Origin of the sequence: Pseudoxanthomonas sp. SGT-18 (genome assembly GCF_003931645.1) — a bacterium.
Classification (GTDB): domain Bacteria; phylum Pseudomonadota; class Gammaproteobacteria; order Xanthomonadales; family Xanthomonadaceae; genus Pseudoxanthomonas.
The window spans coordinates 41,438-66,455 of record NZ_RRYJ01000002.1; the positions used below are offsets into that span (position 1 = coordinate 41,438).

At 70.7% G+C, this 25,018-nt stretch carries 26 protein-coding genes; 15 read left to right on the plus strand and 11 right to left on the minus strand.

Annotated features, from left to right (window positions below; all coding sequences use genetic code 11):
- Positions 1-5: 5 nt before the first annotated feature.
- The 5 genes from EIM47_RS03185 to EIM47_RS03205 form a co-directional block, all read right to left on the minus strand.
- Positions 6-497 carry a bacteriohemerythrin gene (locus tag EIM47_RS03185; RefSeq protein WP_019399667.1) on the minus strand — a complete coding sequence of 164 codons (492 nt, stop codon included), beginning with the start codon at positions 495-497 and terminating at the stop codon, positions 6-8.
- Positions 498-567: 70 nt separating this feature from the next.
- Entirely contained in the window at positions 568-1,029 is a 462-nt protein-coding gene (locus tag EIM47_RS03190; protein WP_125076128.1) for a bacteriohemerythrin, read from the minus strand.
- 94 nt (positions 1,030-1,123) lie between these two features.
- Positions 1,124-2,413, minus strand: a complete 1,290-nt coding sequence (locus tag EIM47_RS03195) for a diguanylate cyclase (protein ID WP_125076129.1) — start codon at positions 2,411-2,413, stop codon at positions 1,124-1,126.
- 90 nt (positions 2,414-2,503) lie between these two features.
- Positions 2,504-3,781: an FAD-binding oxidoreductase gene (locus EIM47_RS03200; protein ID WP_125076130.1), complete on the minus strand. Its 1,278-nt coding sequence runs from the start codon at positions 3,779-3,781 to the stop codon at positions 2,504-2,506.
- Positions 3,782-3,805: 24 nt separating this feature from the next.
- On the minus strand, positions 3,806-5,188 hold the full coding sequence (locus EIM47_RS03205; RefSeq protein ID WP_125076131.1) for a glutamine synthetase family protein: 1,383 nt from the start codon (positions 5,186-5,188) through the stop codon (positions 3,806-3,808).
- Between the two features lie 168 nt (positions 5,189-5,356).
- Between EIM47_RS03205 and EIM47_RS03210 the strand changes: the two genes are divergently transcribed.
- From EIM47_RS03210 to EIM47_RS03250, 9 genes are all read left to right on the plus strand, one after another.
- Positions 5,357-6,145, plus strand: a complete 789-nt coding sequence (locus EIM47_RS03210; RefSeq protein WP_028914844.1) for a gamma-glutamyl-gamma-aminobutyrate hydrolase family protein — start codon at positions 5,357-5,359, stop codon at positions 6,143-6,145.
- Positions 6,142-7,533, plus strand: coding sequence for a glutamine synthetase family protein (locus EIM47_RS03215; protein WP_125076132.1), 1,392 nt, complete (start codon positions 6,142-6,144; stop codon positions 7,531-7,533). Before EIM47_RS03210 ends, EIM47_RS03215 begins: the two co-directional genes overlap by 4 nt.
- Positions 7,534-7,588: 55 nt before the next feature.
- Positions 7,589-8,953, plus strand: coding sequence for an aspartate aminotransferase family protein (locus EIM47_RS03220; protein WP_019399601.1), 1,365 nt, complete (start codon positions 7,589-7,591; stop codon positions 8,951-8,953).
- A 73-nt stretch (positions 8,954-9,026) separates the two neighbouring features.
- Entirely contained in the window at positions 9,027-10,151 is a 1,125-nt protein-coding gene (locus EIM47_RS03225; protein WP_028914842.1) for a polyamine ABC transporter substrate-binding protein, read from the plus strand.
- A 154-nt stretch (positions 10,152-10,305) separates the two neighbouring features.
- Positions 10,306-11,442, plus strand: coding sequence for a polyamine ABC transporter substrate-binding protein (locus tag EIM47_RS03230; RefSeq protein WP_037034499.1), 1,137 nt, complete (start codon positions 10,306-10,308; stop codon positions 11,440-11,442).
- Positions 11,443-11,508: 66 nt separating this feature from the next.
- Positions 11,509-12,648 carry a polyamine ABC transporter ATP-binding protein gene (gene potA, locus EIM47_RS03235; RefSeq protein ID WP_026010722.1) on the plus strand — a complete coding sequence of 380 codons (1,140 nt, stop codon included), beginning with the start codon at positions 11,509-11,511 and terminating at the stop codon, positions 12,646-12,648.
- A 2-nt stretch (positions 12,649-12,650) separates the two neighbouring features.
- Complete coding sequence (locus EIM47_RS03240; protein WP_125076327.1) at positions 12,651-13,556, plus strand: ABC transporter permease subunit; 906 nt, start codon at positions 12,651-12,653, stop codon at positions 13,554-13,556.
- Complete coding sequence (locus EIM47_RS03245; RefSeq protein WP_019399607.1) at positions 13,553-14,398, plus strand: ABC transporter permease subunit; 846 nt, start codon at positions 13,553-13,555, stop codon at positions 14,396-14,398. The genes EIM47_RS03240 and EIM47_RS03245 overlap by 4 nt, the downstream gene beginning before the upstream one ends.
- 120 nt (positions 14,399-14,518) lie before the next feature.
- Positions 14,519-15,379 carry a pirin family protein gene (locus tag EIM47_RS03250; protein WP_125076133.1) on the plus strand — a complete coding sequence of 287 codons (861 nt, stop codon included), beginning with the start codon at positions 14,519-14,521 and terminating at the stop codon, positions 15,377-15,379.
- Between the two features lie 47 nt (positions 15,380-15,426).
- On the opposite strand, the gene EIM47_RS03255 is transcribed toward EIM47_RS03250, so the two are convergent.
- The 4 genes from EIM47_RS03255 to EIM47_RS03270 all read right to left on the minus strand — a co-directional run bounded on the left by EIM47_RS03255 (position 15,427) and on the right by EIM47_RS03270 (position 18,112).
- Complete coding sequence (locus tag EIM47_RS03255) at positions 15,427-15,846, minus strand: hypothetical protein (protein ID WP_240626139.1); 420 nt, start codon at positions 15,844-15,846, stop codon at positions 15,427-15,429.
- Between the two features lie 197 nt (positions 15,847-16,043).
- The gene (locus EIM47_RS03260) at positions 16,044-16,514 is read right to left on the minus strand and encodes a DUF4426 domain-containing protein (protein WP_233581666.1); all 471 of its coding nucleotides are present in this window, start codon (positions 16,512-16,514) and stop codon (positions 16,044-16,046) included.
- A gap of 1 nt (position 16,515) precedes the next feature.
- Positions 16,516-17,352: a pyrroline-5-carboxylate reductase gene (gene proC / locus EIM47_RS03265; protein ID WP_028914836.1), complete on the minus strand. Its 837-nt coding sequence runs from the start codon at positions 17,350-17,352 to the stop codon at positions 16,516-16,518.
- Between the two features lie 52 nt (positions 17,353-17,404).
- Positions 17,405-18,112 carry a YggS family pyridoxal phosphate-dependent enzyme gene (locus tag EIM47_RS03270; protein ID WP_019399612.1) on the minus strand — a complete coding sequence of 236 codons (708 nt, stop codon included), beginning with the start codon at positions 18,110-18,112 and terminating at the stop codon, positions 17,405-17,407.
- A 107-nt stretch (positions 18,113-18,219) separates the two neighbouring features.
- Here EIM47_RS03270 and EIM47_RS03275 point away from each other — a divergent pair, with 107 nt between their 5' ends.
- The 3 genes from EIM47_RS03275 to EIM47_RS03285 all read left to right on the plus strand — a co-directional run bounded on the left by EIM47_RS03275 (position 18,220) and on the right by EIM47_RS03285 (position 21,422).
- Positions 18,220-19,257 (plus strand): type IV pilus twitching motility protein PilT, encoded by a 1,038-nt coding sequence (locus tag EIM47_RS03275; RefSeq protein ID WP_019399613.1) that lies wholly within the window; start codon positions 18,220-18,222, stop codon positions 19,255-19,257.
- A 145-nt stretch (positions 19,258-19,402) separates the two neighbouring features.
- Positions 19,403-20,533 carry a PilT/PilU family type 4a pilus ATPase gene (locus EIM47_RS03280; RefSeq protein ID WP_026010724.1) on the plus strand — a complete coding sequence of 377 codons (1,131 nt, stop codon included), beginning with the start codon at positions 19,403-19,405 and terminating at the stop codon, positions 20,531-20,533.
- Positions 20,534-20,747: 214 nt separating this feature from the next.
- Positions 20,748-21,422 carry a YitT family protein gene (locus EIM47_RS03285; protein ID WP_026010725.1) on the plus strand — a complete coding sequence of 225 codons (675 nt, stop codon included), beginning with the start codon at positions 20,748-20,750 and terminating at the stop codon, positions 21,420-21,422.
- Between the two features lie 3 nt (positions 21,423-21,425).
- Here the strand turns inward: EIM47_RS03285 and EIM47_RS03290 are convergent, their stop codons facing one another.
- Together EIM47_RS03290 and EIM47_RS03295 are read right to left on the minus strand one after the other, a co-directional pair.
- Positions 21,426-22,295 (minus strand): DUF72 domain-containing protein, encoded by an 870-nt coding sequence (locus EIM47_RS03290; protein WP_125076136.1) that lies wholly within the window; start codon positions 22,293-22,295, stop codon positions 21,426-21,428.
- 43 nt (positions 22,296-22,338) lie between these two features.
- A complete protein-coding gene (locus EIM47_RS03295) occupies positions 22,339-22,884 on the minus strand; it encodes a DNA-3-methyladenine glycosylase I (RefSeq protein WP_125076137.1) in 546 nt (181 codons plus the stop codon).
- Between the two features lie 79 nt (positions 22,885-22,963).
- On the opposite strand from EIM47_RS03295, the gene EIM47_RS03300 reads away from it, so the two are divergent.
- Genes EIM47_RS03300 through EIM47_RS03310 form a run of 3 tightly spaced genes read left to right on the plus strand, consistent with a single transcriptional unit; the run spans position 22,964 to position 24,997 of the window.
- Positions 22,964-23,530: a YqgE/AlgH family protein gene (locus tag EIM47_RS03300; protein WP_125076138.1), complete on the plus strand. Its 567-nt coding sequence runs from the start codon at positions 22,964-22,966 to the stop codon at positions 23,528-23,530.
- A complete protein-coding gene (ruvX, locus tag EIM47_RS03305; protein WP_125076139.1) occupies positions 23,523-23,993 on the plus strand; it encodes a Holliday junction resolvase RuvX in 471 nt (156 codons plus the stop codon). The genes EIM47_RS03300 and ruvX overlap by 8 nt, the downstream gene beginning before the upstream one ends.
- A gap of 59 nt (positions 23,994-24,052) precedes the next feature.
- Entirely contained in the window at positions 24,053-24,997 is a 945-nt protein-coding gene (locus tag EIM47_RS03310) for an aspartate carbamoyltransferase catalytic subunit (protein ID WP_019399621.1), read from the plus strand.
- Positions 24,998-25,018: the final 21 nt, after the last annotated feature.

Below are 25,018 nucleotides of genomic sequence, written 5' to 3' on the forward strand. Positions count from 1 at the left end.
CCGGCTCAGTGGCGGGCGTGGCTGCTGTGGCCGTGGCGGTGGAACAGCCGGCCCATGGTCCGCGCCAGCCAGCCGCCTTCCTGGTGCTCGCGGGCGAAGCGGTTCAGGTGCCGGCGCACCTGCTCGGAGTAGGCCTTGTCGTCGTTGCGGATGTGGTTGAACAGCCAGCGCGAGAGCATCCCCTTCAGCTCGTCGACCACGTCCTCGCCGGCCTGGAAGCGCATGCGGTACTCGGCCACCCGCTTGGTGAACACCTCGTGCACCCGCTTGTGCGCGGCGCAGAACGGGTAGCCGGCTTCCTCCATCAGCTCCTCCTCGAAGGCGAAGTGGGAGAGGGTGTAGTCCACCAGTTCGTCCAGCACCTCGCCCACGGCCAGGGACGAGGCCCCGGTCTGCGCCTGGTGCAGCTGGTTGATCATCGACACGATGCGGCGATGCTGATCGTCGATCACCTCGATGCCGGTATCGAGGTCGTCCTGCCAGATCATCAGGGACATGCGGTCATGCACTCTCTGTGGATGGTGGGCGCAGGCTATGGGCGCGGCCGGCGGCCGGCCTTGATCGCGATCAAGCGCCCCCGCCGAACAGGCGCTTGAGCGCCGCGGCGATCCAGCCGCCACCGGCCTGGCTGCGCGCGAACTCGTCCAGGTAGCGCCGCACCTGCCCGGCGTAGGCCTTGTCGTCGTTGCGGATGTGGTTGAACAGCCACACCGAGAGCATGTCGCGCAGCTCGGCGATCACGTCCTCGCCGGCCTGGTGGCGCTCCTGGTAGCGCGCCACCCTGCGCGCGAACAGCTCGTGCACCCGGCGGTGGGCGTCGGCGAGCGGGTAGCCGGCCGCCTCCATCAGTTCTTCCTCGAAGGCGAAGTGCGATTGCGCGTAGTCGACCAGGTCGGCGAGCACCTCGCCGGCGCGCTGCGGCGTGCGTTCGGACAGCTGGTTGATCATCGCCAGGATGCGCCGGTGCTGCTGGTCGATGACATCGATGCCGGTGTCGAGTTCGTCCTGCCAGGTAATGGTCCGGGCCATGCTGCCTCCCCCCTGAGGCGACCGAATGGACCGGCGAAGGCTAGGGGCAGGGGCGCGCGGCGGACCTTGATCCTGATCAACCGCCGCGGATGGCTCAGCCGGCGTCGACCACCCGGTTGCGGCCGCCGGCCTTGGCCAGGTACAGGCGGCGGTCGGCCTCGGCCAGCAGGCTGTGCAGGGTGTCGCCGATGCGCGCGTTGCAGGCGCCGATGCTCACCGACAGGCGCAGCTCGCCGTGCTCCACCGGCAGGCGCAGGTCCTCCACCCGCAGCCGCAGGTCCTCGAGGTGGTCGTGCAGGGCCTGGCCTTCCAGGCCCGGCAGCAGCATGCAGAACTCCTCGCCGCCGAAGCGGGCGATGTGGTCCTGCGGCCGGGCATGGGCGGAGATCGCCGAGGCCACCGCGCGCAGGGCGCGGTCTCCGGTCTCGTGGCCCCAGGTGTCGTTGACGTGCTTGAAGTGGTCCAGGTCGAGCATGACCATCGCCAGCGGCTGGCGCACGTCGCGCATGCGCGGCACCAGGCGCTCGGCCTGGTCGAGGAAGTGGCGGCGGTTGGGCAGGCCGGTGAGGAAGTCGCGGGCGGCCAGGTCCTGCAGGCTGCCGATCAGCTCCAGCTGGTCCACGTTCTGCGAGACCCGGCAGAAGAACTCCTCGCGCGAGTACGGCTTGCGCAGGAAGTCGTTGGCGCCGTTCTTGAGGAAGCGCGCGACCAGGCCGGGGTCGTCGCGCCCGGACACGCCGATCACCGCCATGCGGTCGCGCGCACGCAGGGCGCGCAGGCGGCGGGTCAGCTCGATGCCCTGCATGCCCGGCATCTCCTGGTCGACGATCGCCAGGCGGATGGTCGGGTCGGCCTCCACCGCGGCCAGGGCGCGGTCGCCGTCCGGCGCCTGCACCACGCGGTAGCCAAACAGTTCCAGCAGCAGGCCGGCATGGGCGCGGGCGCTGGGCGAGTCGTCCACCACCAGGGCCGAGATGCGGCGGTTGCGCTCCAGCCGCTGCACCAGCCAGACGATGTAGTCCAGGCTGCCGGGGGTGTTCTTGAGCACGAAGTCGATGATCTGCCGGCGCAGCAGGCGCTCGCGCAGCTCCTCGTCGTACACGCCGCTGACCACGACGGTGGGCAGCTCGCGGCCGAGGAAGCAGTCGACCACGGCCTCGTGGTCGCCATCGGCCAGGACCAGGCCGGTCAGCACCAGGAACCAGTCGTCGTGGGCGGCCAGCGCGGCGCGGGCCTCGGCCAGGGTCGAGGCCACCGTCACCGGCAGTTCCAGCTGCTGTTCGATCGCCTGGGCCACGGCCTGCACGAACGCACGCGAGTTCTCCACCAGCAGGACACGCTGTGGAAGCGAAGGCGAAGGCGGATTGGGCGCTATCGCGGGCATGCCCCGGCCATTGCACGGTTCGTCCCAGTGCTTAGCGGCCAGGCCGGGGCGGACTTTAGAGGTGCGTCACGTTTTTCCCGGGCCCGGGTCTCACCACAGCGCGTCGCGCAGTCGGTACCAGGCCATGGCCGCCACCAGCAGCGGCATGCGCAGCAGGCGGCCGCCGGGGAAGGGCGCGTGCGGGATCTTCGCGAATGCGTCCAGCCGCCGCGACTGCCCGGCGATGGCCTCGGCGATCAGCCGCCCGGCCAGGCCGGTGGTGGCCACGCCGTGGCCGGAGAAGCCCTGGGCGAAGTACACGTTGCTGCCCAGCCGGCCCCAGTGCGGGGCGCGGTTGAGCGAGATGTCCACGTAGCCGCCCCACAGGTACTCGATCGGCACCCCGGCCAGCTGCGGGAACACCTTGCGGATGCGCCGCCGCATCACCCCGCGCAGGTTCGGCGGCGGATAGCTGGAATAGCTGGCGCGCCCGCCGAACAGCAGGCGGTGGTCGCGGGACAGGCGGAAGTAGTCCAGCGCCCAGTTCACGTCGGCCACCGCCATGTCGTTGCGGATCAGGGCGCGCGCGCCGTCCTCGCCCAGCGGTGCGGTGGCGGCGATGTAGGTGCCCACCGGCATCACCCGGGATTCCAGCTGCGGGGCGATGCCCCGCAGCCAGGCGTTGCCGCACAGCACGGCGAAGTCGCCGCGGGCCTCGCCGCGGGCGGTGCGCAGCACCGGCTTCGGGCCCTGCACCAGCTGCACCACCGGCGAGCGCTCGTAGATGCGCACGCCGGCGGCCAGCGCGGCGCGGGCCAGGCCCAGGCAGTACTCCAGCGGGTGCAGGTGCCCGGAGGCGCGGTCGTACACCGCGCCGAGGTAACGGTCGCTGGCCAGCTCCTGGCGCAGGCGGGCGCGGTCCCACCACTCCAGCGGGTAGTCGTAGCGCTCGGCCATCTCCACCAGGCCGGCGCGCAGGTCGCGTTCCTGGCGCGGCTTGATCGGCACGTGGGCGTGGCCGTCGCGCCAGTCGCAGGCGATGCGGTGGCGGGCGATGCGCCCGCGCAGGCGCTCCATGGCCTCGCGCGACAGGTCGAACAGCAGCCGCGCCTCCTCCGGGCCCAGCAACCGCTCCAGGGTGGACTGCTCGCAGCCGTAGCCAACGATGGCCTGGCCGCCGTTGCGCCCGGAGGCGCCCCAGCCGACCCGCTGCGCTTCGACCACCACCACCTTGTAACCGGCCTCGGCCAGCTCCAGCGCCGCGGTCAGGCCGGTGTAGCCGGCGCCAAGGATGCACACGTCGGCCTCGACCACGCCTTCCAGCGCCGGCTGTTCCGGCAGGGGTGCGGCGCTGGCGGCGTACCAGCTGGGCGGGTAGGGCGCGTTCACCGGCGGCTCCGGGCGCGCATGGGCTCAGACCGTGCGCAGGTACCAGGCATAGTCGACGTCGCTGACCAGGGTGTTGAAATCCAGCATCTCGCGCCGCTTCTGCTGGCCGTAGACGTGCCGGAAGGATTCGCCGTACCAGTCGGCGGCGAAGCCGCTGGCGAGGAAGTCCTCGATCGCCTGGCGCCAGTGCGGCTGACCGGCCTCGAACTGCTCGTAGGCGTTGCCGACCACCGGCGGGCCCGGATCCTGGCGGGTTTCCAGCCCGTGCAGGATCCCGGCCAGCACCGCCGCGGCGACCAGGTAGGGATTGGCGTCGGCGCCGGCGATGCGGTGCTCGATGCGGGTGTTGGCCGGGTCGCTGTGCGGGATGCGCAGGGCCACGGTGCGGTTGTTGAAGCCCCAGCTGTCGTTGAGCGGGACGAAGGCGTTGGCGACGAAGCGGCGGTAGCTGTTGGCGTGCGGCGCGAACAGCAGCAGGTTGTCGCGCGCGCTGGCCTGCAGTCCGGCCACGGCGTGGCGCAGCGCATCGGCCGGCGCATCCGGGGTGCAGGCGAACACGTTGCGGCCCTCGCGGTCCAGCAGGCTCACGTGCAGGTGCATGCCGCTGCCGGCCTGCCCGGCCAGCGGCTTGGCCATGAAGCTGGCCAGCGCGCCGTGCTGCTGGGCGATGGCCTTGATCACGCGCTTGAGCAGCACCGCGTCGTCGCAGGCGGCCAGGGCGTCGGCGCGGTGGCCGAGGTTGATCTCGAACTGGCCCGGCGCGTACTCGGCCACCGCGGTGTCGGCGGGGATGCCCTGGGCGCGGCAGGCGCTGGCCACGGCGTGGATGAAGTCGGCGTTCTCGTCCAGGTCGTCGATCGAGTAGACCTGGGTGCTGTCGTTGCGGCGCCCGCTGGCGGGGTTGGACGTGGGCTGCGGGCGGCCGTTGGCATCGGGCAGGCGGTCGAACAGGTAGAACTCCAGTTCCACCGCCAGCACCGGGGTCAGTCCGGCCGCGGCAAAGCGCTCCAGCACCCGCTGCAGGACCCGCCGCGGATGCGCCTCGAACCAGCCGCCGTTGCCGTCCTCCATCTGCAGCAGCAGCTGCAGCGCCGGCCGTGGCGACCACGGCACCGGGCGCAGGCTGCCGGGGATCGGGCGGCAGATCCGGTCCTCGTCGCCGATGTCGTAGCCCAGCCCGGTTTCCTCCACGGTGTTGCCGCGGATGTCGGCGGCCACCAGCGACATCGGCAGGCACACGCCATTGGCGTACACCTTGCCAAGCGCCGAGGCCGGGACCCGCTTGCCGCGCAGCACGCCGTTGGCGTCCGGCAGCAGCAGGTCGACATGGGCGTCGGCCGCGCCCTCCTTGGCCTGCAGGGTGGCCAGGTCGGCGGCGGGGAGGGCAGGGGCGGACGGAGGGGTCATGACGGGACCTCGGCGGGACGGGACGAGGGTAACAGCGGTCCGGTCGTCAAGAATACTCAACGCCGCACCGGGTCCATGCACCGCCGTGGTGCGGGATGCGGGCCGGGCCGTGTTGTAAAAATAAAACGCCCGGGGTAAGTTGCCGGAACGCCATCGGACGCTGCTCGCATGGCCCTGACGCCGCTGGTCGGACTGCCCACCGACCGCAAACTGATCGGAGCGCACCCGTTCCTCGCCGCCGGCGAGAAGTACGTGCGCGCGGTGGTCGAAGGCGCCGGCGCGACCCCGGTCCTGATGCCCTCGCTGGATCCGCCGCTGGATCCGGATGCCTGGCTGTCGCGCCTGGACGGCCTGCTGCTGACCGGCGCGGTCAGCAACATCGAGCCGCACCACTACAGCGACGAGCCCAGCTGGGAAGGCAACCTGCACGACCCGGCCCGCGACGCCAGCACCCTGGCCCTGGCCCCGCGCGCGATTGCCATGGGCCTGCCGGTGCTGGCGATCTGCCGCGGCCTGCAGGAGGTCAACGTGGCCCTGGGCGGCCGCCTGCACCAGAAGGTGCACGAGGTGCCCGGCATGATGGACCACCGCGAGAACCTGGAGGACCCGCTGGACGTCCAGTACGGCCCCGCGCACGAGATCAGCCTCGCCCCGGGCGGGCTGCTGGCCTCGCTGGCCGGCGCCGGGCGGGTGCGGGTGAACTCGCTGCATGGGCAGGGCATCGCCCGGCTCGCCGACGGCCTGGTGGTGGAAGCCACCGCCCCGGACGGCCTGGTCGAGGCCTTCCGCGGCACCGGTCCCGGCTTCCTGCTGGGCGTGCAGTGGCATCCCGAGTGGCAGGTCGCGTCCAATCCCTTCTACCTGGCGATCTTCCGCGCGTTCGGCGATGCCTGCCGGGCCTGGGCCGGACGCCGCGCCGCCCCGCCGGCTCCCGAACGCATCCGGACAACCGCATGAGTACACGCAGACGCACCCGAAAACCCGAGGCCACCGCCGAGCAGCAGCAGGAGAACTCGCTGCGGCGCTGGCTCAAGGAGCGGCACATCACCGAGGTGGAGTGCCTGGTGCCGGACATCACCGGCAACGCGCGCGGCAAGATCATCCCGGCCGACAAGTTCAGCCACGACTACGGCACCCGCCTGCCGGAAGGCATCTTCGCCACCACCGTCACCGGCGACTACCCGGACGACTACTACGAACTGACCTCGCCCTCGGATTCGGACATGCTGCTGCGGCCGGATCCGGACACGGTGCGGATGGTGCCCTGGGCCACCGACCCGACCGCCCAGATCATCCACGACTGCTACACCAAGGACGGCCATCCGCACGAGCTGGCCCCGCGCAACGTGTTGCGCCGGGTGCTGGCCGAGTACGAGAAGGAAGGGCTGCAGCCGGTGGTCGCGCCGGAGCTGGAGTTCTTCCTGGTGCAGAAGAACACCGACCCGGACTTCCCGCTGCTGCCGCCGGCCGGCCGTTCCGGCCGCCCGGAGACGGCGCGGCAGTCGTACTCGATCGACGCGGTCAACGAGTTCGACCCGATCCTGGACCTGATGTACGACTACTGCGACGCGATGGAGCTGGACGTGGACACCCTGATCCACGAGTCCGGCGCGGCGCAGCTGGAGGTCAACTTCACCCACGCCGGCGCGCTGTCGCTGGCCGACCAGGTGTTCCTGTTCAAGCGCACCATGCGCGAGGCGGCGATGCGCCACGGCGTGTACGCCACCTTCCTGGCCAAGCCGATGGAGACCGAGCCGGGCAGCGCCATGCACATCCACCAGAGCCTGGTGGACCGCAGGGGCCGCAACGTGTTCACCGGGAAGAAACCCGGCGAGTTCAGCGAGGTGTTCGGCCACTACCTGGCCGGCCTGCAGAAGTACGTGCCGATGGCGATGGCGTTCTTCGCCCCGAACGTGAACTCCTACCGCCGGCTGATGTTCGGCGAGGTCTCGCCCAGCAACGTGCGCTGGGGCTACGACAACCGCACCTGCGGCCTGCGCGTGCCGATGGACACCCCGGAAAACCAGCGGGTGGAGAGCCGCTTCGCCGGCTCCGACGCCAATCCGTACCTGGCCATGGCCGCGACCCTGGCCTGCGGCCTGCTGGGCATCCGCGAAAAGCTCACCCCGACCGGGCCGACCGAGGTCAGCGCCAAGGAGCTGGGCTACGACCTGCCGCGCTCGCTGGGCGAGGCGCTGGACGAGCTGGAGACCTGTACCCCGCTGGCGACCCTGCTGGGGCCGCGCTTCGTGCGCGCCTACGTCTCGGTCAAGCGCAAGGAATACGAGACCTTCTTCCGCGTGATCAGCTCCTGGGAACGCGAGTTCCTGCTGCTGAACGTCTGACCCGCCGCGCGCCGCCGGCTGGCGCGTGGCCCGACAACCCGAGGAACCCCGCCGCATGGCCCCGATCGACCTGCCCGAACTGCAGCGCCTGGACGCCGCCCACCACCTGCACCCGTTCAACGACAACGCTGCCCTGGCCAAGCGCGGAACCCGGGTGCTGGTGCGCGGCGAGGGCTGCTACGTCTGGGACGCGGAGGGCAACAGGCTGCTGGACGCCTTCGCCGGCCTGTGGTGCGTGAACATCGGCTACGGCCGCAAGGAGCTGGGCCAGGCCGCGGCCCGGCAGATGGAGCAGCTGGCCTACTACAACAGCTTCTTCCAGTGCACCACCGAGCCGACCATCCGCCTGGCCGCGCAGCTGGCCGAGCTGGCCCCCGGGGACGTCAACCACGCCTTCTTCGTCAACTCCGGCTCGGAGGCCAACGACACCATCCTGCGCCTGGTGCGCCACTTCTGGGCGGTGCAGGACCAGCCGCAGAAGAACATCTTCATCGGCCGCCACAACGGCTACCACGGCACCACCGTGGCCGGCGCCAGCCTGGGCGGGATGAAGGGCATGCACGAGCAGGGCGGGCTGCCGATCCCGGACATCCACCACATCGACCCGCCGTTCTGGTTCGCCGATGGCGGCGACCTGTCGGAGGAGGAGTACGGCATCGCCGCCGCCCGCCGCCTGGAACAGAAGATCCTGGAGCTGGGGCCGGAGCGGGTGGCCGCCTTCATCGGCGAGCCGGTCATGGGCGCCATCGGCGTCTACATCCCGCCGATGAGCTACTGGAAGGAGGTCGAGCGGATCTGCCGCCAGTACGACGTGCTGCTGGTGGCCGACGAGGTGATCTGCGGCTTCGGCCGCACCGGGCAGTGGTTCGGCTGCCAGCATTTCGGCTTCCAGCCGGACGTGATGACCATCGCCAAGGGCATCACCTCCGGCTACATCCCGCTGGGCGCGGCCCTGTTCAACGACCGGGTGGCGGGGGTGCTCAAGGAGGCCGGCGGCGAGCTGGCCCATGGCGCGACCTATTCCGGCCACCCGGTGTGCGCCGCGGTGGCCCTGGAGAACCTGCGGATCATGCGCGACGAGCAAATCGTCGAGCGCGCCCGCGAGGAGGTCGCCCCCTACCTGGCCCAGCGCTGGGCCGAGCTGGGCCAGCACCGGCTGGTGGGCGAGGCCCGGATCGTGGGCTTCATGGGCGCCCTGGAGCTGGTCCCGGACAAGCGCCGGCGGGCGTTCTTCCCGGAGCGCGGCAAGGTCGGCGGCCTGTGCCGGGACATCGCCCTGCGCCACGGCCTGATCCTGCGCGCCACCTACGACTCCATGCTGCTGTCGCCGCCCCTGGTCCTGGACCGCGGGCAGGTCGACGAACTGTTCGACAAGGCCTGGAAGGCCCTGGACGAGACCGCCGAGGCGATCGGCCGCTGAAAAGGGATGGGCAAAGCCCCCCGCCAGCGCTAACCTGAACCACCTGAACTCCCCTTCCTCCGAGGAACCTGCGATGAAGCTCCGCCTGCTCTCCCTGGGCATTGCCGCCACCCTGCTTGCCGCCTGTGGCGGCAAGGACGATGCCGCGCAGGGGCCGGGCGATGGCGGCGAGGAGAAGGTCCTCAACGTCTACAACTACTCCGACTACATCGCCGAGGAGACCATCCCCGGCTTCCAGGAGCAGACCGGCATCCGCGTCACCTACGACGTCTACGACAGCGACGAGGTGCTGGAGACCAAGCTGCTGGCCGGTTCCAGCGGCTACGACGTGGTGGTCCCGACCCTGAACTTCTTCGGCCGCCAGATCCAGGCCGGCGTGTTCATGAAGCTCGACAAGGGCAAGATCCCGAACCTGGCCAACATCGACCCGAAGATCCTGGAGCGCATCGCCGGCCAGGATCCGGGCAACGAGTACGGCGTGCCCTACATGATGGGCACCACCGGCATCGGCTACAACGTGGACAAGATCACCGAGATCTTCGGTTCCACCGAGGTCGCCAACAGCTGGGACATCGTGTTCAAGCCGGAGAACATCAGCAAGCTGAAGGACTGCGGCGTGACCCTGCTGGATACCCCGGCGGACATGCTCCCGATCGCGCTGCACTACCTGGGCGAGGACCCGCACAGCGGCGACCCGGAGAAGCTGCAGAAGGCGGCCGACCTGATCAAGTCGATCCGCCCGTACGTGCAGAACTTCCATTCCAGCCAGTACGTCAGCGCCCTGGCCAACGGCAGCATCTGCCTGGCGGTGGGCTGGTCGGGCGACATCATCCAGGCCCGCGACCGCGCCGAGGAGGCCGAGAACGGCGTCAACGTCGCCTACTCGATCCCGAAGGAAGGCGCCCCGCAGTGGTTCGACATGCTGGCCATCCCGGCCGATGCGAAGCACCCGCAGAACGCGCACGCGTTCATCAACTACCTGCTCGACCCGCAGGTGGCCGCCAACAACACCAATTACATCCATTACGCCAACCCGGTGAGCGCCGCGACCCCGCTGGTGGACGAGGAGATCCGCAACGATCCCACGATCTACCCGCCGGAGGAGGTGGCCGCGAAGATGTTCACCTACGCGATCAACTCGCCGGAGACGGACAGGCTGTACACGCGGCTCTGGACGGAGATCAAGCAGGGCAAGTAAGCCCTGCGGCCGGCGCCGCCCGCGGGGTGGCGCCCGGCCCGCGCATCCGTCGGAGGCCGCGGCCCTGGCCGGGCGGCAGCCGGAGCAATCCGGCCGCCGTCCGCCGCCATGGAGTCGGGGATCACCACAGGCCCTGCGGGGCAAAGGGGATGCGATGGGTACGTGCAAGTCTGGATTGCTGGGCTGTCTGGTAGTGGTGCTCGGGCTGGCCGGATGCGGCGGGTCCGGGGAGGAAGCCGGCGGGGACGGGGCCAGGCCCGCCGCGGCCGGGGTGGTGCACGTCTACAACTGGTCCGACTACATCGCCGAGGACACCATCCCCGGCTTCGAGCGCGAGACCGGGATCAAGGTCACCTACGGGATGTTCGACAGCAACGAGCTGCTGGAGGCCAAGCTGCTGGCCGGCGGCTCGGGCTTCGACGTGGTCGTGCCCTCGCTGCAGTTCCTCGGCCGGCAGATCCAGGCCGGGGTGTTCCAGCCGCTGGACAAGTCGCGGCTGGAGAACTACTCCGGGCTGGACCCGGCGCTGATGGAGCGCATCGCGATCCAGGACCCCGGCAACCAGTACGCCGTGCCCTACCTGTGGGGCACCACCGGCATCGGCTACAACGTCGACAAGGTGGTGGAGGCCTTCGGCAGCGCCGAGGTGGCCGACAGCTGGAGCCTGCTGTTCGACCCGGACAAGGTCTCGAAGCTGGCGCACTGCGGGGTGATGCTGCTGGACACGCCGAGCGAGGCGATCCCGGCGGCGCTGGCCTACCTGGGCGAGGACCCGAACAGCCACGACCCGGAGGTGATCCGCAAGGGCGCGGCGCTGCTGGCGAAGATCCGGCCCTACATCCGCACCTTCCACTCCAGCCAGTACATCGACGCCCTGGCCAACGGCAGCGCCTGCCTGGTGATGGGCTGGTCCGGCGACGTGCTGCAGGCCCGCGACCGCGCCGAGGAGGCCGGCAACGGGGTCAAGGTGGCCTACGCGATCCCGAAGGAGGGCGCGCCGCTGTTCTTCGACATGCTGGCCATCCCCAGGGACGCGAAGAACATCGACCAGGCCTACGCCTTCATCGACTACCTGCTGCGCCCGGACGTGGCCGCCAGCAACACCAACTACGTCAGCTTTCCCAACCCGGTGCCGGCCTCGCTGGAGCAGGTGGACGAGGAAATCCGCAACGACCCGACCATCTACCCGCCGCCGGAAGTGGCCGGGAAGCTGTTCATGCTGGCGGTGGTGCCGCCGGAAGTGGACCGCCTGTACACCCGGATCTGGACCGAACTGAAGAGCGGCCGCTAGGCTGCACGCAACCGCAGGTGCGGGCCGCCGCGGCGGCCCGCCCCCATGCCTGCCAATGGAGTAAACATGGCGTCAAGCCCCGAACGCGCTAACCCGACTCCCGCCCCCGGTGGCGACCCGGCCGGGTACCTGCGCATCGAGAACGTGCGCAAGGAATTCGACGGCTTCGTCGCCGTGGACGACGTCAGCCTGGAGATCCGCAAGGGCGAGATCTTCGCCCTGCTGGGCGGCTCGGGCAGCGGCAAGTCCACCCTGCTGCGCTGCCTGGCCGGGTTCGAGCGCCCGACCCGCGGCCGCATCGTGCTGGACGGGGAGGTCATGAACGACCTGCCGCCGTACGAGCGGCCGATCAACATGATGTTCCAGTCCTACGCCCTGTTCCCCCACATGACCGTGGAGCAGAACATCGCCTTCGGCCTCAAGCAGGACGGCCTGTCGCGCGACGCCATCCGCAAGCGGGTGGGGGAGATGCTGGAGCTGGTGCAGCTGGGCAAGCTGGCCAAGCGCAAGCCGCACCAGCTGTCCGGCGGCCAGCAGCAGCGCGTGGCCCTGGCCCGCTCGCTGGCCAAGGGGCCGAAGCTGCTGCTGCTGGACGAGCCGATGGGCGCGCTGGACAAGAAGCTGCGCTCGCGCATGCAGCTGGAGCTGGTCAACATCATCGAGTCCTCCGGGGTGACCTGCGTGATGGTCACCCACGACCAGGAGGAGGCGATGACCATGGCCAGCCGCATCGCGCTGATGGACCAGGGCTGGATCCAGCAGGTCGGCAAGCCGGACGAGATCTACGAGCAGCCGGCCAACCGCTTCGCCGCCGAATTCATCGGCTCGGTCAACCTGGTGGACGCGGTGATCGACGACGACCAGCCGGACTACGTCACCCTGCGCACCCCGGCGTTCGATGCCCCGATCTACATCGGCCACGGCATCACCGGCTTCGAGGGCCAGCCGGTGTCGTTCGCGCTGCGCCCGGAGAAGCTGGGCATCGGCAAGTCCGAGCCGGACCAGCAGTACAACAAGGCCCGCGGCATCATCGAGGACATCGCCTACTTCGGCAGCCACTCGGTGTTCCACGTGCGCCTGCCCAGCGGCTCCAAGCTGCTGGTCAACTTCGCCAACCAGCAGCGCTGGGCCAGCGACGACCTGACCTGGAACGACGAGGTCTGGGTGTGGTGGCGCGACAGCGACGGCGTGGTGCTGCTGTCATGAACATGCGCGCGCTGGCCAGGTACCTGCCCTCGGGGCGGTGGGCGGTGATCGCCATCCCCTTCCTGTGGCTGCTGTTCTTCTTCGCGATCCCGTTCCTGATCGTGCTGAAGATCTCCTTCTCGCGGCTGGCCATCGCCATGCCGCCGTACACGCCCATCGTGGAGGTGGTGGACAAGGCGCTGCACCTGCGCCTGAACCTGGGCAACTACGCGGCGCTGTTCACCGACCCGCAGTACGGCCTGGCCTACCTCAGCTCGATCAGGATTGCGGTGGTCTCCACCGTGCTGTGCCTGCTGATCGGCTACCCGATGGCCTACTTCATCGCGCGGATGAAGCCGGCCACCCGCAACATCGCGCTGATGGCGGTGGTGCTGCCGTCGTGGACCTCGTTCCTGATCCGGGTCTACGCCTGGATCGGCATCCTCGACGCCAACGGCATCCTCAACCGCTTCCTGCTGTGGACCGGGCTGGTCGACGCGCCGCTGCGCATCCTCTACACCCCGCTGGCGGCCTACATCGGCATCGTCTACTGCTACCTGCCGTTCATGATCCTGCCGCTGTACGCCAACCTGGTGAAGCTCGACCACCGCCTGCTGGAGGCCGCCTACGACCTCGGTGCGCGGCCGTGGAAGGCGTTCGTGCGCATCACCCTGCCGCTGTCGCGCTCGGGCATCATCGCCGGCTGCATGCTGGTGATGATCCCGACCGTGGGCGAGTTCGTGATCCCGGAGATGCTCGGCGGCCCGGACACGCTGATGATCGGCCGGGTGCTGTGGGGCGAGTTCTTCAACAACCGCGACTGGCCGGCGGCCTCGGCGGTGGCGATCGTGATGCTGCTCCTGCTGCTGGTGCCGATCCTGGTCTTCAACCGCTCCCAGCAGCGCACCCTGGAGGGCCGGCTGGCATGAACGACTCCCTGGGCATGCGCATGCTGCGCTGGGCGGTGCTCGTGCTGGGCTTCGCCTTCCTGTACCTGCCGATCGTGCTGCTGGTGGTGTACTCCTTCAATTCCTCGCGCCTGGCCACGGTCTGGGCCGGGTTCTCGGTGAAGTGGTACGGCGAGCTGATGCGCGACCGGCAGATGCTGGACGCGGCCTGGGTCAGCCTGCGCATCGCGTTCTGGACCGCGACCGCGGCCACCGTGATCGGCACCCTCGGCGCGATGGTGATGACCCGGTTCCGCCGCTTCCCCGGCAAGACCCTGTTCGGCGCCCTGGTCACCGCGCCGCTGGTGATGCCGGAGGTGATCATCGGCCTGTCGATCCTGCTGATGCTGGTCTCGGTGGGCGGTGCGCTGGGCCTGCCGTCCAAGGGCATGGTCGCGATCTGGATCGCGCACGTGACCCTCACCGTGTCCTTCGTGACCGTGGTGGTGTCCTCGCGCCTGCAGGAGCTGGACCGCTCGCTGGAGGAGGCGGCCATGGACCTGGGCGCCAACCGGCTGAAGGTGTTCTTCCTGATCACCCTGCCGATCATCGCCCCGGCCTTGGTCTCCGGCTGGCTGCTGGCCTTCACCCTGTCGCTGGACGACGTGGTGATCGCCAGCTTCGTCTCCGGCCCGGAATCGACCACCCTGCCGATCAAGATCTTCTCCTCGGTGCGGCTGGGCGTGAGTCCCAAGATCAACGCCCTGGCCACCCTGCTGATGATGGCCGTGTCGCTGGCGGCGGTGGTCGGCTGGTGGCTGATGTACCGCGAGGACAAGCGGCGCCAGCGCGACATGCAGCTGGCGCTGCAGGACAATAGCTGAAACGACGGCGGGTCTTTTTCTGTAATCGTTCCACTTTCGCAACGGTTCTTCGCCGCAGGCCCGGTTTCGGGCCGCGGCCGCGGGCCCCATGCTCCCGTGCAATCCAACCCGGAGAACACCATGAGCATCCATCCGCAGGTCGAATCCGTCCGCGTGCTGCGCAAGGTCCGCGGCCTGCCCACCTCCGACGGCGCCGGCGTGCGCCTGACCCGCGTCATCGGCGGCCCGGAGCTGCCGGACCTGGACCCGTTCCTGCTGCTGGACGAGTTCGGCACCGACCGCGCCGAGGACTACATCGCCGGCTTCCCGGACCATCCGCACCGCGGCTTCGAGACCGTCACCTACATGCTCGACGGGCGCATGCGCCACCGTGACAACCACGGCAACGAAGGCCTGCTGACCTCCGGCGGCGTGCAGTGGATGACCGCCGGCCGCGGCCTGGTGCATTCGGAGATGCCCGAGCAGGAGTCCGGGCGCATGCGCGGCTTCCAGCTGTGGGTGAACCTGCCGGCGCGCGAGAAGATGACCGATCCGCGCTACCAGGAATTCGGCGCCGAGCGCATTCCGGTGGCGCATCCGGCCGCGGGCGTGGAGGTCAGGGTGATCGCCGGCCGGGCCGGCGGCGTCGAAGGCCCGATCCGGCAGCCGGCCACCGATCCCCTGTACCTGGACATCATCCTGGCTGCCGGCAGCGCGTGGGAATGCGAACTGGCCGCGGGCCATAACGCCTTCGCCTACGTGTTCGAAGGACAGGCCACGGTGGGCGAGGGCGGGGACGCACGCCTGCTGGAAACCAGCGAGCTGGGCGTGCTCGGCGGCGGCACCCGCCTGGTGCTGCGCGCCGGCGCGACGCCGGCGCGGCTGATCCTGGTCGCCGGCCGCCCGCTGCGCGAACCGGTGGCCCGCTACGGCCCGTTCGTGATGAACACCCGCCAGGAGCTGATGCAGGCCTTCGTCGACTTCCAGGAAGGGCGCTTCTAGCCGCGGGTGCAGGCCTGGCGCCGGCCGCGGCCGGCGCCAGGGACGGCTCAGTGCAGGTAAAGCTGCTGCGCCAGGTTCATCGCCCGCCGCAGCTGGTTCGGGTCGTTGGCGTCCAGCCAGATCTGGGCGTAGCGGTCCTTATCCAGCTCGACCACGGTGATCCGCTTCTCGGCCGCGCCGGCCTCGGCGATCTCGGGGCGGTACCACACCACCACGTGCTGGCCGACCCAGCCTTCCTCGACCCGGTTGCGGCGGCGCAGCTTCAGCGGCTCGCTGTCGGTGAACATCACCCCCAGCAGCTGGGTGCCGTCCTGGTCGATGGCGCGGCAGACCTTGTAGCTCTTCCCCTCGGTTTCCTCCCACTGCACGCCGGCGCCTTGCGGCAGCGTCGGGCAATCGGCTGCGACGGCGTTGGAGGCGAAGGCCAGGCCCAGCAGCAGGCCGGGCAGAATCAACGTCTTTTGCATTGAAAGCGTCCCCAAGGTGGCCGCAGGCGCGGCCCATGATCCCCAACCGGCCGCACGGGCACGCCGGACGGCGGCCCGCTGGCGCGAAGGCGCCATGCGGCCAGCAACTTGTTCCCCCCCTTGTCGCCGCGGGCGGATGCCGCGCCGACGCTCCCGCTGCCGACCTTAACGTGCAGCAGCGAGACGATGCAAACGCACTAGAAGTTGCGCTGGAAATCGAAACGGTGGCGCCGCCCGCCAGCCAGTACCTCGACGTCGACGCGGACCACGTCGTGTGCGGCGATGTCGACCAGGCCGATGTGGTCGACGTAGCCGCCGCTGCGCAGTTCGCGCATCGCCACCTGCTGTACGCGGCCGGACAGGTCGCGCGCCTGCGCGCGCACCTGGCCGGCGGCCGGGCGTTCGTCGCCGTCGCCATCGTCGTGGCGCAGGGCCACCAGCAGCAGCGCCTTGCCCGGCGTGCGTTCGATGCCGTAGCCGCGCGCCATGGCCGGGTCCAGCGCCAGGGTTGGCAGCAGGGTGTAGCGGGCCAGCAGCGGTCCATCCAGCTCCGCCACCGCCGGCGCCGGCGGCACGAACTGCGCCGGCTGCGGCGCCTCGCCGCCGCAGCCGGCCAGCAGCGGCAGCAGGGCGGCGAGCAGCCAGCTCTTCCTCGCGCGTGCGTGCATCTCAGCCTCCCGCCAGTTCCGCGCCGCGCACCCGCGCCGCATGGATCGCGCGCGCGACCAGGGCCTCGAAGCCGTCGGCCTGGAAACGTTCGATCGCCGCCTGGGTGGTGCCGCCGGGCGAGGTCACGCGCCGGCGCAGTTCATCGGCAGGCTCGCCGGTCTCGGCCAGCATGCGCGCCGCGCCGAGCAGGGTGTGCACGACCAGGGTGCGCGCCTGCTCCGGGTCCAGGCCCTCGCCGCGCGCCGCCGCCTGCATCGCCTCGGCCAGCAGGAACACGTAGGCCGGGCCGCTGCCGGACACCGCGGTCACCGCGTCCATCAGCGTTTCCTCGCCGATCCACACCGTGGCGCCGGCGGCGGCCAGCACCGCCTCGGCCTGTGCGCGCCGGCGCGCGTCCACGCCGGGGCCGGCGTACAGGCCGGTGACACCGGCGCCAAGCAGGGCAGGGGTGTTGGGCATGCAGCGCACGACCGCGGCATCGCCGCCGAGCCATTCGCGCAGCCGGTCCACGGTGATGCCCGCGGCGATGGAGACCACCAGCGGGCTGGCCGCGGCCGCGGTCGCGGCCAGTGGTGCGCATGCCGCGCGCATGACCTGCGGCTTGACCGCCAGCAGCCACAGCCCGGCGCCTTGCACCGCCGCGGACGCCTCGGCGAACGCCTGCACCCCGAAGTCCGCGGCCAGCGCCTCGCGCAGGGCCGGCACCGGCTCGGCCACGCGGATCCGCGCCGGATCGGCGCCGCGCGCGACCAGGCCGCCGATCAGGCTGCGGGCCATGTTGCCGCCGCCGATGAAGGCGATGGTGGGAAGCTCGGTCGGATCGGGGATGGAGGACATCGACGCCACCTGCGATGGGAAAAGCCGCAGTCTAGCGCCAGCGCGCGGCGCCTCAGCGCGGCGGGCGCGGCCCGAACAGGGCGGTGCCGATGCGCACCAGGGTGGCGCCCTCGGCGATGGCCACGGCGAAGTCGTCGCTCATGCCCATCGACAGCGTGTCCACGGCCGGGTGGCGCGCGGCCAGCTCGTCGAACAGCTGCTTCATCGCGCGGAAGGCGGGGCGGCGGTCCTCAGGGTCCGGGTGCGGCACCGGGATCGCCATCAGTCCGCGCAGTGCCAGGCGCGGCTGCGCGGCCACCGCCGCGGCCAGCGCCGCCACCTCGTCCGGGCGGCAGCCGGCCTTGCCGGCCTCGCCTTCGACGTTGACCTGCAGCAGCACGTTCAGCGGCGGCGCGTCCGGGTCGCGCCTGGCGGCCAGGGCGTCGACCACGCTGCGGCGGTCGATGCTGTGCACCCAGTGGAAGGTGCGCGCGGCCAGCGCCGCCTTGTTCGACTGCAGGTGCCCGATCAGGTGCCACTCCAGGGGGGCGTCCAGCGCCGGATCCAGGGCCTGGCGCTTGGCCGCGCCCTCCTGCACGTAGTTCTCGCCGAACGCCAGCTGCCCGGCAGCGGCCAGGGCGGCGACCGCCTCGGCCGGTTGCAGCTTGGACACCGCCAGCAGGCGCGGCCGCGGGCGGCCGGCGGCCCGGGCCGCGGCGTCGATGCGCGCGAGGACCTGCTGCAGGCGTTCGGAAGGGGCGGGCTGGGACACGGTCGGCAACGGGATTGGCAGGGGGGAATGGGGCGCTATACTGCCGCCAAGGGGACATCGCACGCCAGCCCGCCAAGGGGCCGGGCGGCCGGGGAATTCTGGGGAAAACTCACGCAATGGATATCGCCGAACTGCTGGCCTTCTCGGTCAAGAACAAGGCTTCGGACCTGCACCTGTCCGCCGGCCTGCCGCCGATGATCCGCGTGGATGGCGACGTCCGCCGGATCAACATTCCCGCCCTGGACCACAAGCAGGTCCACGCGCTGGTGTACGACATCATGTCGGACAAGCAGCGCCGGGACTACGAGGAGTTCCTCGAGGTCGACTTCTCGTTCGAGATCCCCTCGCTGGCCCGCTTCCGCGTCAACGCGTTCAACCAGAACCGCGGCGCCGGCGCGGTGTTCCGCACCATTCCCTCCGAGGTCCTGACCCTGGAGGACCTGGGCTGCCCGCCGGTGTTCCGCCAGCTGATCAACCAGCCGCAGGGCCTGATCCTGGTCACCGGCCCGACCGGCTCGGGCAAGTCGACCACGCTGGCGGCGATGATCGACCACATCAACAAGAACGAGTACGGGCACATCCTCACCGTCGAGGACCCGATCGAGTTCGTCCACACCTCGCAGAAGTGCCTGATCAACCAGCGCGAGGTGCACCGCGACACCCACGGCTTCAACGAGGCCCTGCGCTCGGCGCTGCGCGAGGACCCGGACTACATCCTGGTCGGCGAAATGCGCGACCTGGAGACCATCCGCCTGGCGCTGACCGCCGCGGAGACCGGCCACCTGGTGTTCGGCACCCTGCACACCAGCTCGGCGGCCAAGACCATCGACCGCATCATCGACGTGTTCCCCGCCGGCGAGAAGCCGATGGTGCGTTCGATGCTGTCCGAGTCGCTGCGCGCGGTGATCTCGCAGGCGCTGCTGAAGAAGGTCGGCGGCGGCCGCACCGCGGCCTGGGAGATCATGGTCGGTACCCCGGCCATCCGCAACCTGATCCGCGAGGACAAGGTCGCGCAGATGTACTCGGCGATCCAGACCGGCCAGCAGTACGGAATGATGACCCTCGACCAGCACCTGCAGGACCTGGTCAAGCGGGGCCTGGTCACCCGCCAGCAGGCGCGCGAGTACGCCAAGGACAAGCGGCTGTTCGAGTGACCGGAAAGGCGCGCGATTGGCGATTTGTAATTCGTGATTCGACAAGGCCGGGGGTCGTGACGCGGGATCGGTGAGTTGGGGCGCAGCCGCGCTTTTTCGAACCACCAATCACCAATCACGAATCCCGGCTCCGCAGGAGCCATCGATGAGCACCATGGATTTCACCTCGTTCCTCAAGCTGATGGCGCACCAGAAGGCGTCGGACCTGTTCATCACCGCGGGCATGCCGCCGGCGATGAAGGTGCACGGCAAGATCACGCCGATCACGCAGACGCCGCTGACCCCGCAGCAGAGCCGCGACATGGTCCTCAACGTGATGACCCCGGCGCAGCGCGAGGAGTTCGAGAAGACCCACGAGTGCAACTTCGCCATCGGCGTGGCCGGCGTCGGCCGCTTCCGCGTCTCCTGCTTCTACCAGCGCAACCAGGTGGGCATGGTGCTGCGCCGGATCGAGACCCGGATCCCGACGGTGGAGGAGCTGAACCTGCCGCCGATCATCAAGACCCTGGCGATGACCAAGCGCGGCATCATCATCTTCGTCGGCGCCACCGGCACCGGCAAGTCGACCTCGCTGGCGGCGATGATCGGCTACCGCAACCAGAACTCGACCGGGCACATCATCACCATCGAGGACCCGATCGAGTTCGTGCACAAGCACGAGGGCTGCATCGTCACCCAGCGCGAGGTCGGCATCGACACCGACAGCTGGGAGGCCGCGCTGAAGAACACCCTGCGCCAGGCGCCGGACGTGATCATGATCGGCGAGGTGCGCACCCGCGAGGGCATGGACCACGCCATCGCCTTCGCCGAGACCGGCCACCTGGTGCTGTGCACGCTGCACGCGAACAACGCCAACCAGGCGATGGACCGCATCATCAACTTCTTCCCCGAGGACCGGCGCAACCAGCTGCTGATGGACCTGTCGCTGAACCTCAAGGCGGTGGTCGCGCAGCAGCTGATCCCGACCCCGGACGGCAAGGGCCGCCGGGTGGCGATGGAGATCCTCCTGGGCACGCCGCTGGTCCAGGACTACATCCGCGAAGGCGAGATCCACAAGCTCAAGGAGGTCATGAAGGAATCGACCAACCTGGGCATGAAGACCTTCGACCAGAGCCTGTTCGAGCTGTACCAGGCCGGCGAGATCTCCTACGAGGACGCGCTGCGCTACGCCGACTCGCAGAACGAGGTGCGCCTGCGCATCAAGCTCTCCCAGGGCGGCGACGCCCGCACCCTGTCCCAGGGCCTGGACGGCGTGGAGATCGCCGAGGTGCGCTGAGGCGGGCGCTTCCGGCGGCCGCGGGCGGCCGGCCGGCATGGGCCCGGCGCGGGCTGCTGCTGTAGTGAAGCCAGCCCCCCGGCCCGGCCCCACGCCCGGCCGGGCATCAGGTTTCAGATGAAACCTGCGTGGCCCTGGTGTCTAATACGCGCCCCCACGCGGCGCTCTTCCCGTGAGCTTCCCCGATTCCGACCTCCGGCCCGGCCAGGACGCGCTGCCCGACGACGGGGCGGTGGTCACCGCCGGCCCGCTGACCCCGCCGCCCGACTCGGCGGGCACCCCTGCCGACGACAAGGCCTTCCACCACAGCGTGGCCGAGGACGTGCAGGGCATGGTCCTGGCCAGCCTGGTGGCGGCGCTGGGCATGTCATTGTTCGCGCAGGGCGGGGTGATGATCGGCGGCATGGCCGGGGTCTCCCTGCTGCTGCACTACGCGCTGGGCTGGAACTTCGGCCTGGTGTTCGTGCTCTCCAACCTGCCGTTCTACTGGATCGCGGTGCGGCGCATGGGCTGGGAGTTCACCCTCAAGACCTTCGTCGCGGTCGGCGCCACCGGCCTGCTGACCGACCTGCTGCCGCGCTGGATCCGCTACGCCCACGTGGATACCTGGTTCTCGGCGCTGGTTGGCGGGGCGCTGTGCGGGCTCGGCATCCTGTTCTTCATCCGCCACCGCGCCAGCCTCGGCGGCCTCGGCATCCTGGCCGTGTACCTGCAGCGCGAGCGCGGCTGGAGCGCGGGCAAGGTGCAGCTGGCGTTCGACGCGGTGCTGATGGCGGTGGCGCTGGCGGTACTGTCTCCGGCCAAGGTCGCGTACTCGGCGCTGGGTGCGGTGGTGCTGAGCCTGGTGCTGACGTTCAACCACCGGCCCAACCGCTACATGGGCGTGTAGGCCTCAGCGCGCCAGGCGCGCGTACAGCGCCTGGGCGTCGAACGGGGCATGGACCTTGGCATCGTTGTCGAAGTAGCAGTACACGTCGCGCCGCTTCGCCGCCGGCGCGGGCGCGTCCAGGAAGCGGCGCGCGTCCCGTGGCTCGCCGCCGTCGGCCCAGCGCCGGATGCGCGCGGCCCAGCGATCCAGCGCCGCGTCGCCGTAGCCGCTGCGGTACAGCTCGGTGTCGCCGTGCAGGCGCAGGTACATGAAGCCGGCGGTGACGTCCTCCGCGTAGGGAAAGCGGCCGGGCGTGTCCGAGACCACCAGCGCGACCCGGTGGCGCCGCAGCAGGTGCACGAAGCCCGGGTCGTCGAAGCTGTCGTGGCGGATCTCCAGGGCATGGCGCAGGCGCCGGTTCGGGCCGGCCGGGAGGGCAGTGCGGCCGCGCATACGCGCCGGTTCGTGGCGGCGGGCCAGGGCCAAAGCGGCCCTGGTATCGCGTGGCAGCAGGCCGAGGAAGGCATCCAGCACCTGGCGGTCGTAGGCCATGGACGGCGGCAGCTGCCACAGCAATGGCCCGAGGTGGCGGCCCAGCTGCAGCACCCCGGAGGCGAAGAAGTTCGCCAATGCCGTCTCCGCCCCGCGCAGGCGCAGCATGTGGGTCACGTAGCGCGGGCCCTTCACCGCGAACACGAAGTCGCGCGGTACCTGCTCGGCCCACGCCGCCCAGCTTTCCGGCGATTGCAGCGAATAGAACGAGCCGTTGAGCTCGACGCTGGCGAAGCTGCGCGCGGCGTATTCCAGTTCCCGCCGCTGCGGCAGTCCGGCCGGGTAGAACACGCCACGCCAGGGCTTGTAGCGCCAGCCGGAAATGCCGATGCGGATGGCCATGGGCCGATCATCGCCCGCGCCGTCGGCACGGCCGGGTGAAGGCTCAGCCGGCGGCCGCCATCCAGGGCGGGACCTGGGTCGCCAGCAGGCGCTGGTGTGCGGGGCAGTCCGGGCGGTGGGCGCCGGGCAGGTAGCCCAGCGAGACCAGGAACGAACCGGTGATCTCGCCGCCGGTGAAGCGGAAGGTGCGCTTGAACAGCTTCACCCAGCCGGCCTTGTCCAGCGGATGGTGGGCGTCCAGCCAGGCGGCGAAGCCACCGTGGCTGTCGCGCATGCGCAGGATCACCCCGGCGTTGTGGATCGCCGCCCCGATCTTGAGCCGGTTGCGCACGATGCCCGGATCGGCCAGCCGGCGGGCCCGGTCGGCCGCGCCGTAGGCGGCGACCTTTTCCACGTCGAAGCCGTCGTAGGCGCGGCGGAAGCCCTCGCGCTTGCGCAGCATGGTCTCCCAGCTCAGTCCGGCCTGGTTGATCTCCAGCAGCAGGCGCTCGAACAGCACCGCCTCCGCGCGTTGCGGCACGCCGTACTCGTGGTCGTGGTAGGGGCCGTGCAGGGGATGGCCGCGGGCGAAGTCGCAGTATCCGGACATGGGCGGGAACCTGCTGTCGATGCCGCCGATTGTGGCAGGGAAGCGCCGGCGGATGCGCGCCGGCGGCTAGAATGGGCGCATGTCCGCCCCCCAAGACAACCTGGCCAACCACCTGCTGGTCGCGCTGCCCGCGCTGGCCGACCCGAACTTCTCCCGCACCGTCGCGCTGGTCTGCCAGCACGACGACGACGGGGCCATGGGCGTGGTGGTCAACCGGCCCTCCGAGTACACCCTGGGCCAGGTCCTGGCGCAGATGGGCATCGACAGCACCGACGCCGCGCTGTGTGCCCGCCCGGTGCTGCACGGCGGGCCGGTGCACCAGGAGCGCGGGTTCGTGATCCACGACGGCGACCGCGGCTGGGACTCCAGCCTCAAGGTCGGCGAAGGCCTGTACCTGACCACCTCGCGCGACGTGCTGGAGGCGATGGCCGCCGGCGAAGGCCCGGCCAACGCCGTGCTCGCCCTCGGCTGCGCCGGCTGGGGCGCCGGCCAGCTGGAGCACGAGCTGGCCGAGAACACCTGGCTGACCGTGCCGGCGGACAAGGAACTGCTGTTCGGCCTCCCACTGGACAGCCGCTGGCAGACCGCCGCCCACCGCATCGGCGTGGACCTGTTCCGGCTGGCCGGCTACAGCGGGCATGCCTGAGGCGAGCGTGCCCGCGTTGCCACCGCCCGACGCCATCGTGCTCGGGTTCGACGTCGGTTCGCGCCGGATCGGCGTGGCCGTGGGCAGCGCCGTCGGCGGCGCGCGCGCGGTGGCGGTGGTCGACGTGCACGCCTCCGGCCCGGACTGGGCCGCGCTGGACCGGCTGCGCCGCCAGTGGGGACCGGGCGGCCTGGTCGTCGGCGATCCGCTGACCCTGGACGGCCAGGACCAGCCGGCGCGGCGCCGCGCCCGTGCCTTTGCCCATGCCCTGCGCCAGCGTTGGGGGCTGCCGGTGGCGATGGTCGACGAGCGCTCCAGTTCGGTCGAGGCTGCGCACCGCTTCGCCCGGGCCCGCGCCGCCGGCGCCCGCCGCCGGCGCGACGCCGAGGCCCTGGACGCCGAGGCCGCCGCGGTGATCGTCGAACGCTGGCTGGCCGCCCCCGGGGAAGCCTCCCCGCCGTAGCCGCACCCTTTCCCATGTCGCACGCCGCCGGCGCAGCCGGCCCCACAGGACCACGACCGATGACGCCCCAACTCGATTCCGAAGGACGCCTGCGCCACCTGCTGACCCTGGAAGGACTGCCGCGCTCGACCCTGCTGCAGCTGCTGGACCGCGCCGGCCAGATCCGCGACGCGGCCGTGGGCCGGGTCGGCAAGCGCGCGGTGCTGGCCGGCACCGCGGTGTGCACCCTGTTCTTCGAGCCCTCGACCCGCACCCGCAGCTCGTTCCAGCTGGCGGCGCAGCGGCTGGGCGCGGACGTGCTCAACTTCGACGCATCCACCTCGTCCACCCGCAAGGGCGAGACCGCGCGCGACACCCTGCGCAACCTGGAGGCGATGGGCGTGCGCGGCTTCGTCGTGCGCCACCCCGACGACGGCGCGGTGCAGGCCCTGGCCGACGCCGCCGGCGAGGGCACCGCGGTGGTCAACGCCGGCGACGGCCGCAACGCCCACCCGACCCAGGGCCTGCTGGACATGCTGACCCTGCGCCAGGCCAAGGGCAGCGACTTCTCCAGGCTGAAGGTGCTGATCGTCGGCGACGTGAAGCATTCGCGCGTGGCCCGCTCGGACCTGCACGCGCTGCGCACCCTGGGCGCGGGCGAGATCCGCGTCTGCGGCCCGGCGGCGCTGCTGCCGGAAGCCGAGGTCACCTCCGGCTGCATCGTGGGCGAGGACTTCGACGCGATGCTCGAGGGTGTCGACGCGGTGATGATGTTGCGCCTGCAGCGCGAGCGCATGGAGGAAGGCCTGGTGCCCTCGCTGGACCAGTACCACGCCCGGTACGGCCTGACCGCGCAGCGCCTGCGCCGCGCCGCGCCGGACGCGGCGGTGCTGCACCCGGGCCCGATCAACCGCGGCGTGGAGATCACCGACGAGGTGGCCGACGGCCCGCAGTCCTGGGTGCTGCGCCAGGTCGGCAACGGCGTGGCCGTGCGCATGGCGGTACTGGAGCACCTGCTGGGCTGACGGGTATTCCTCCCGATGGGA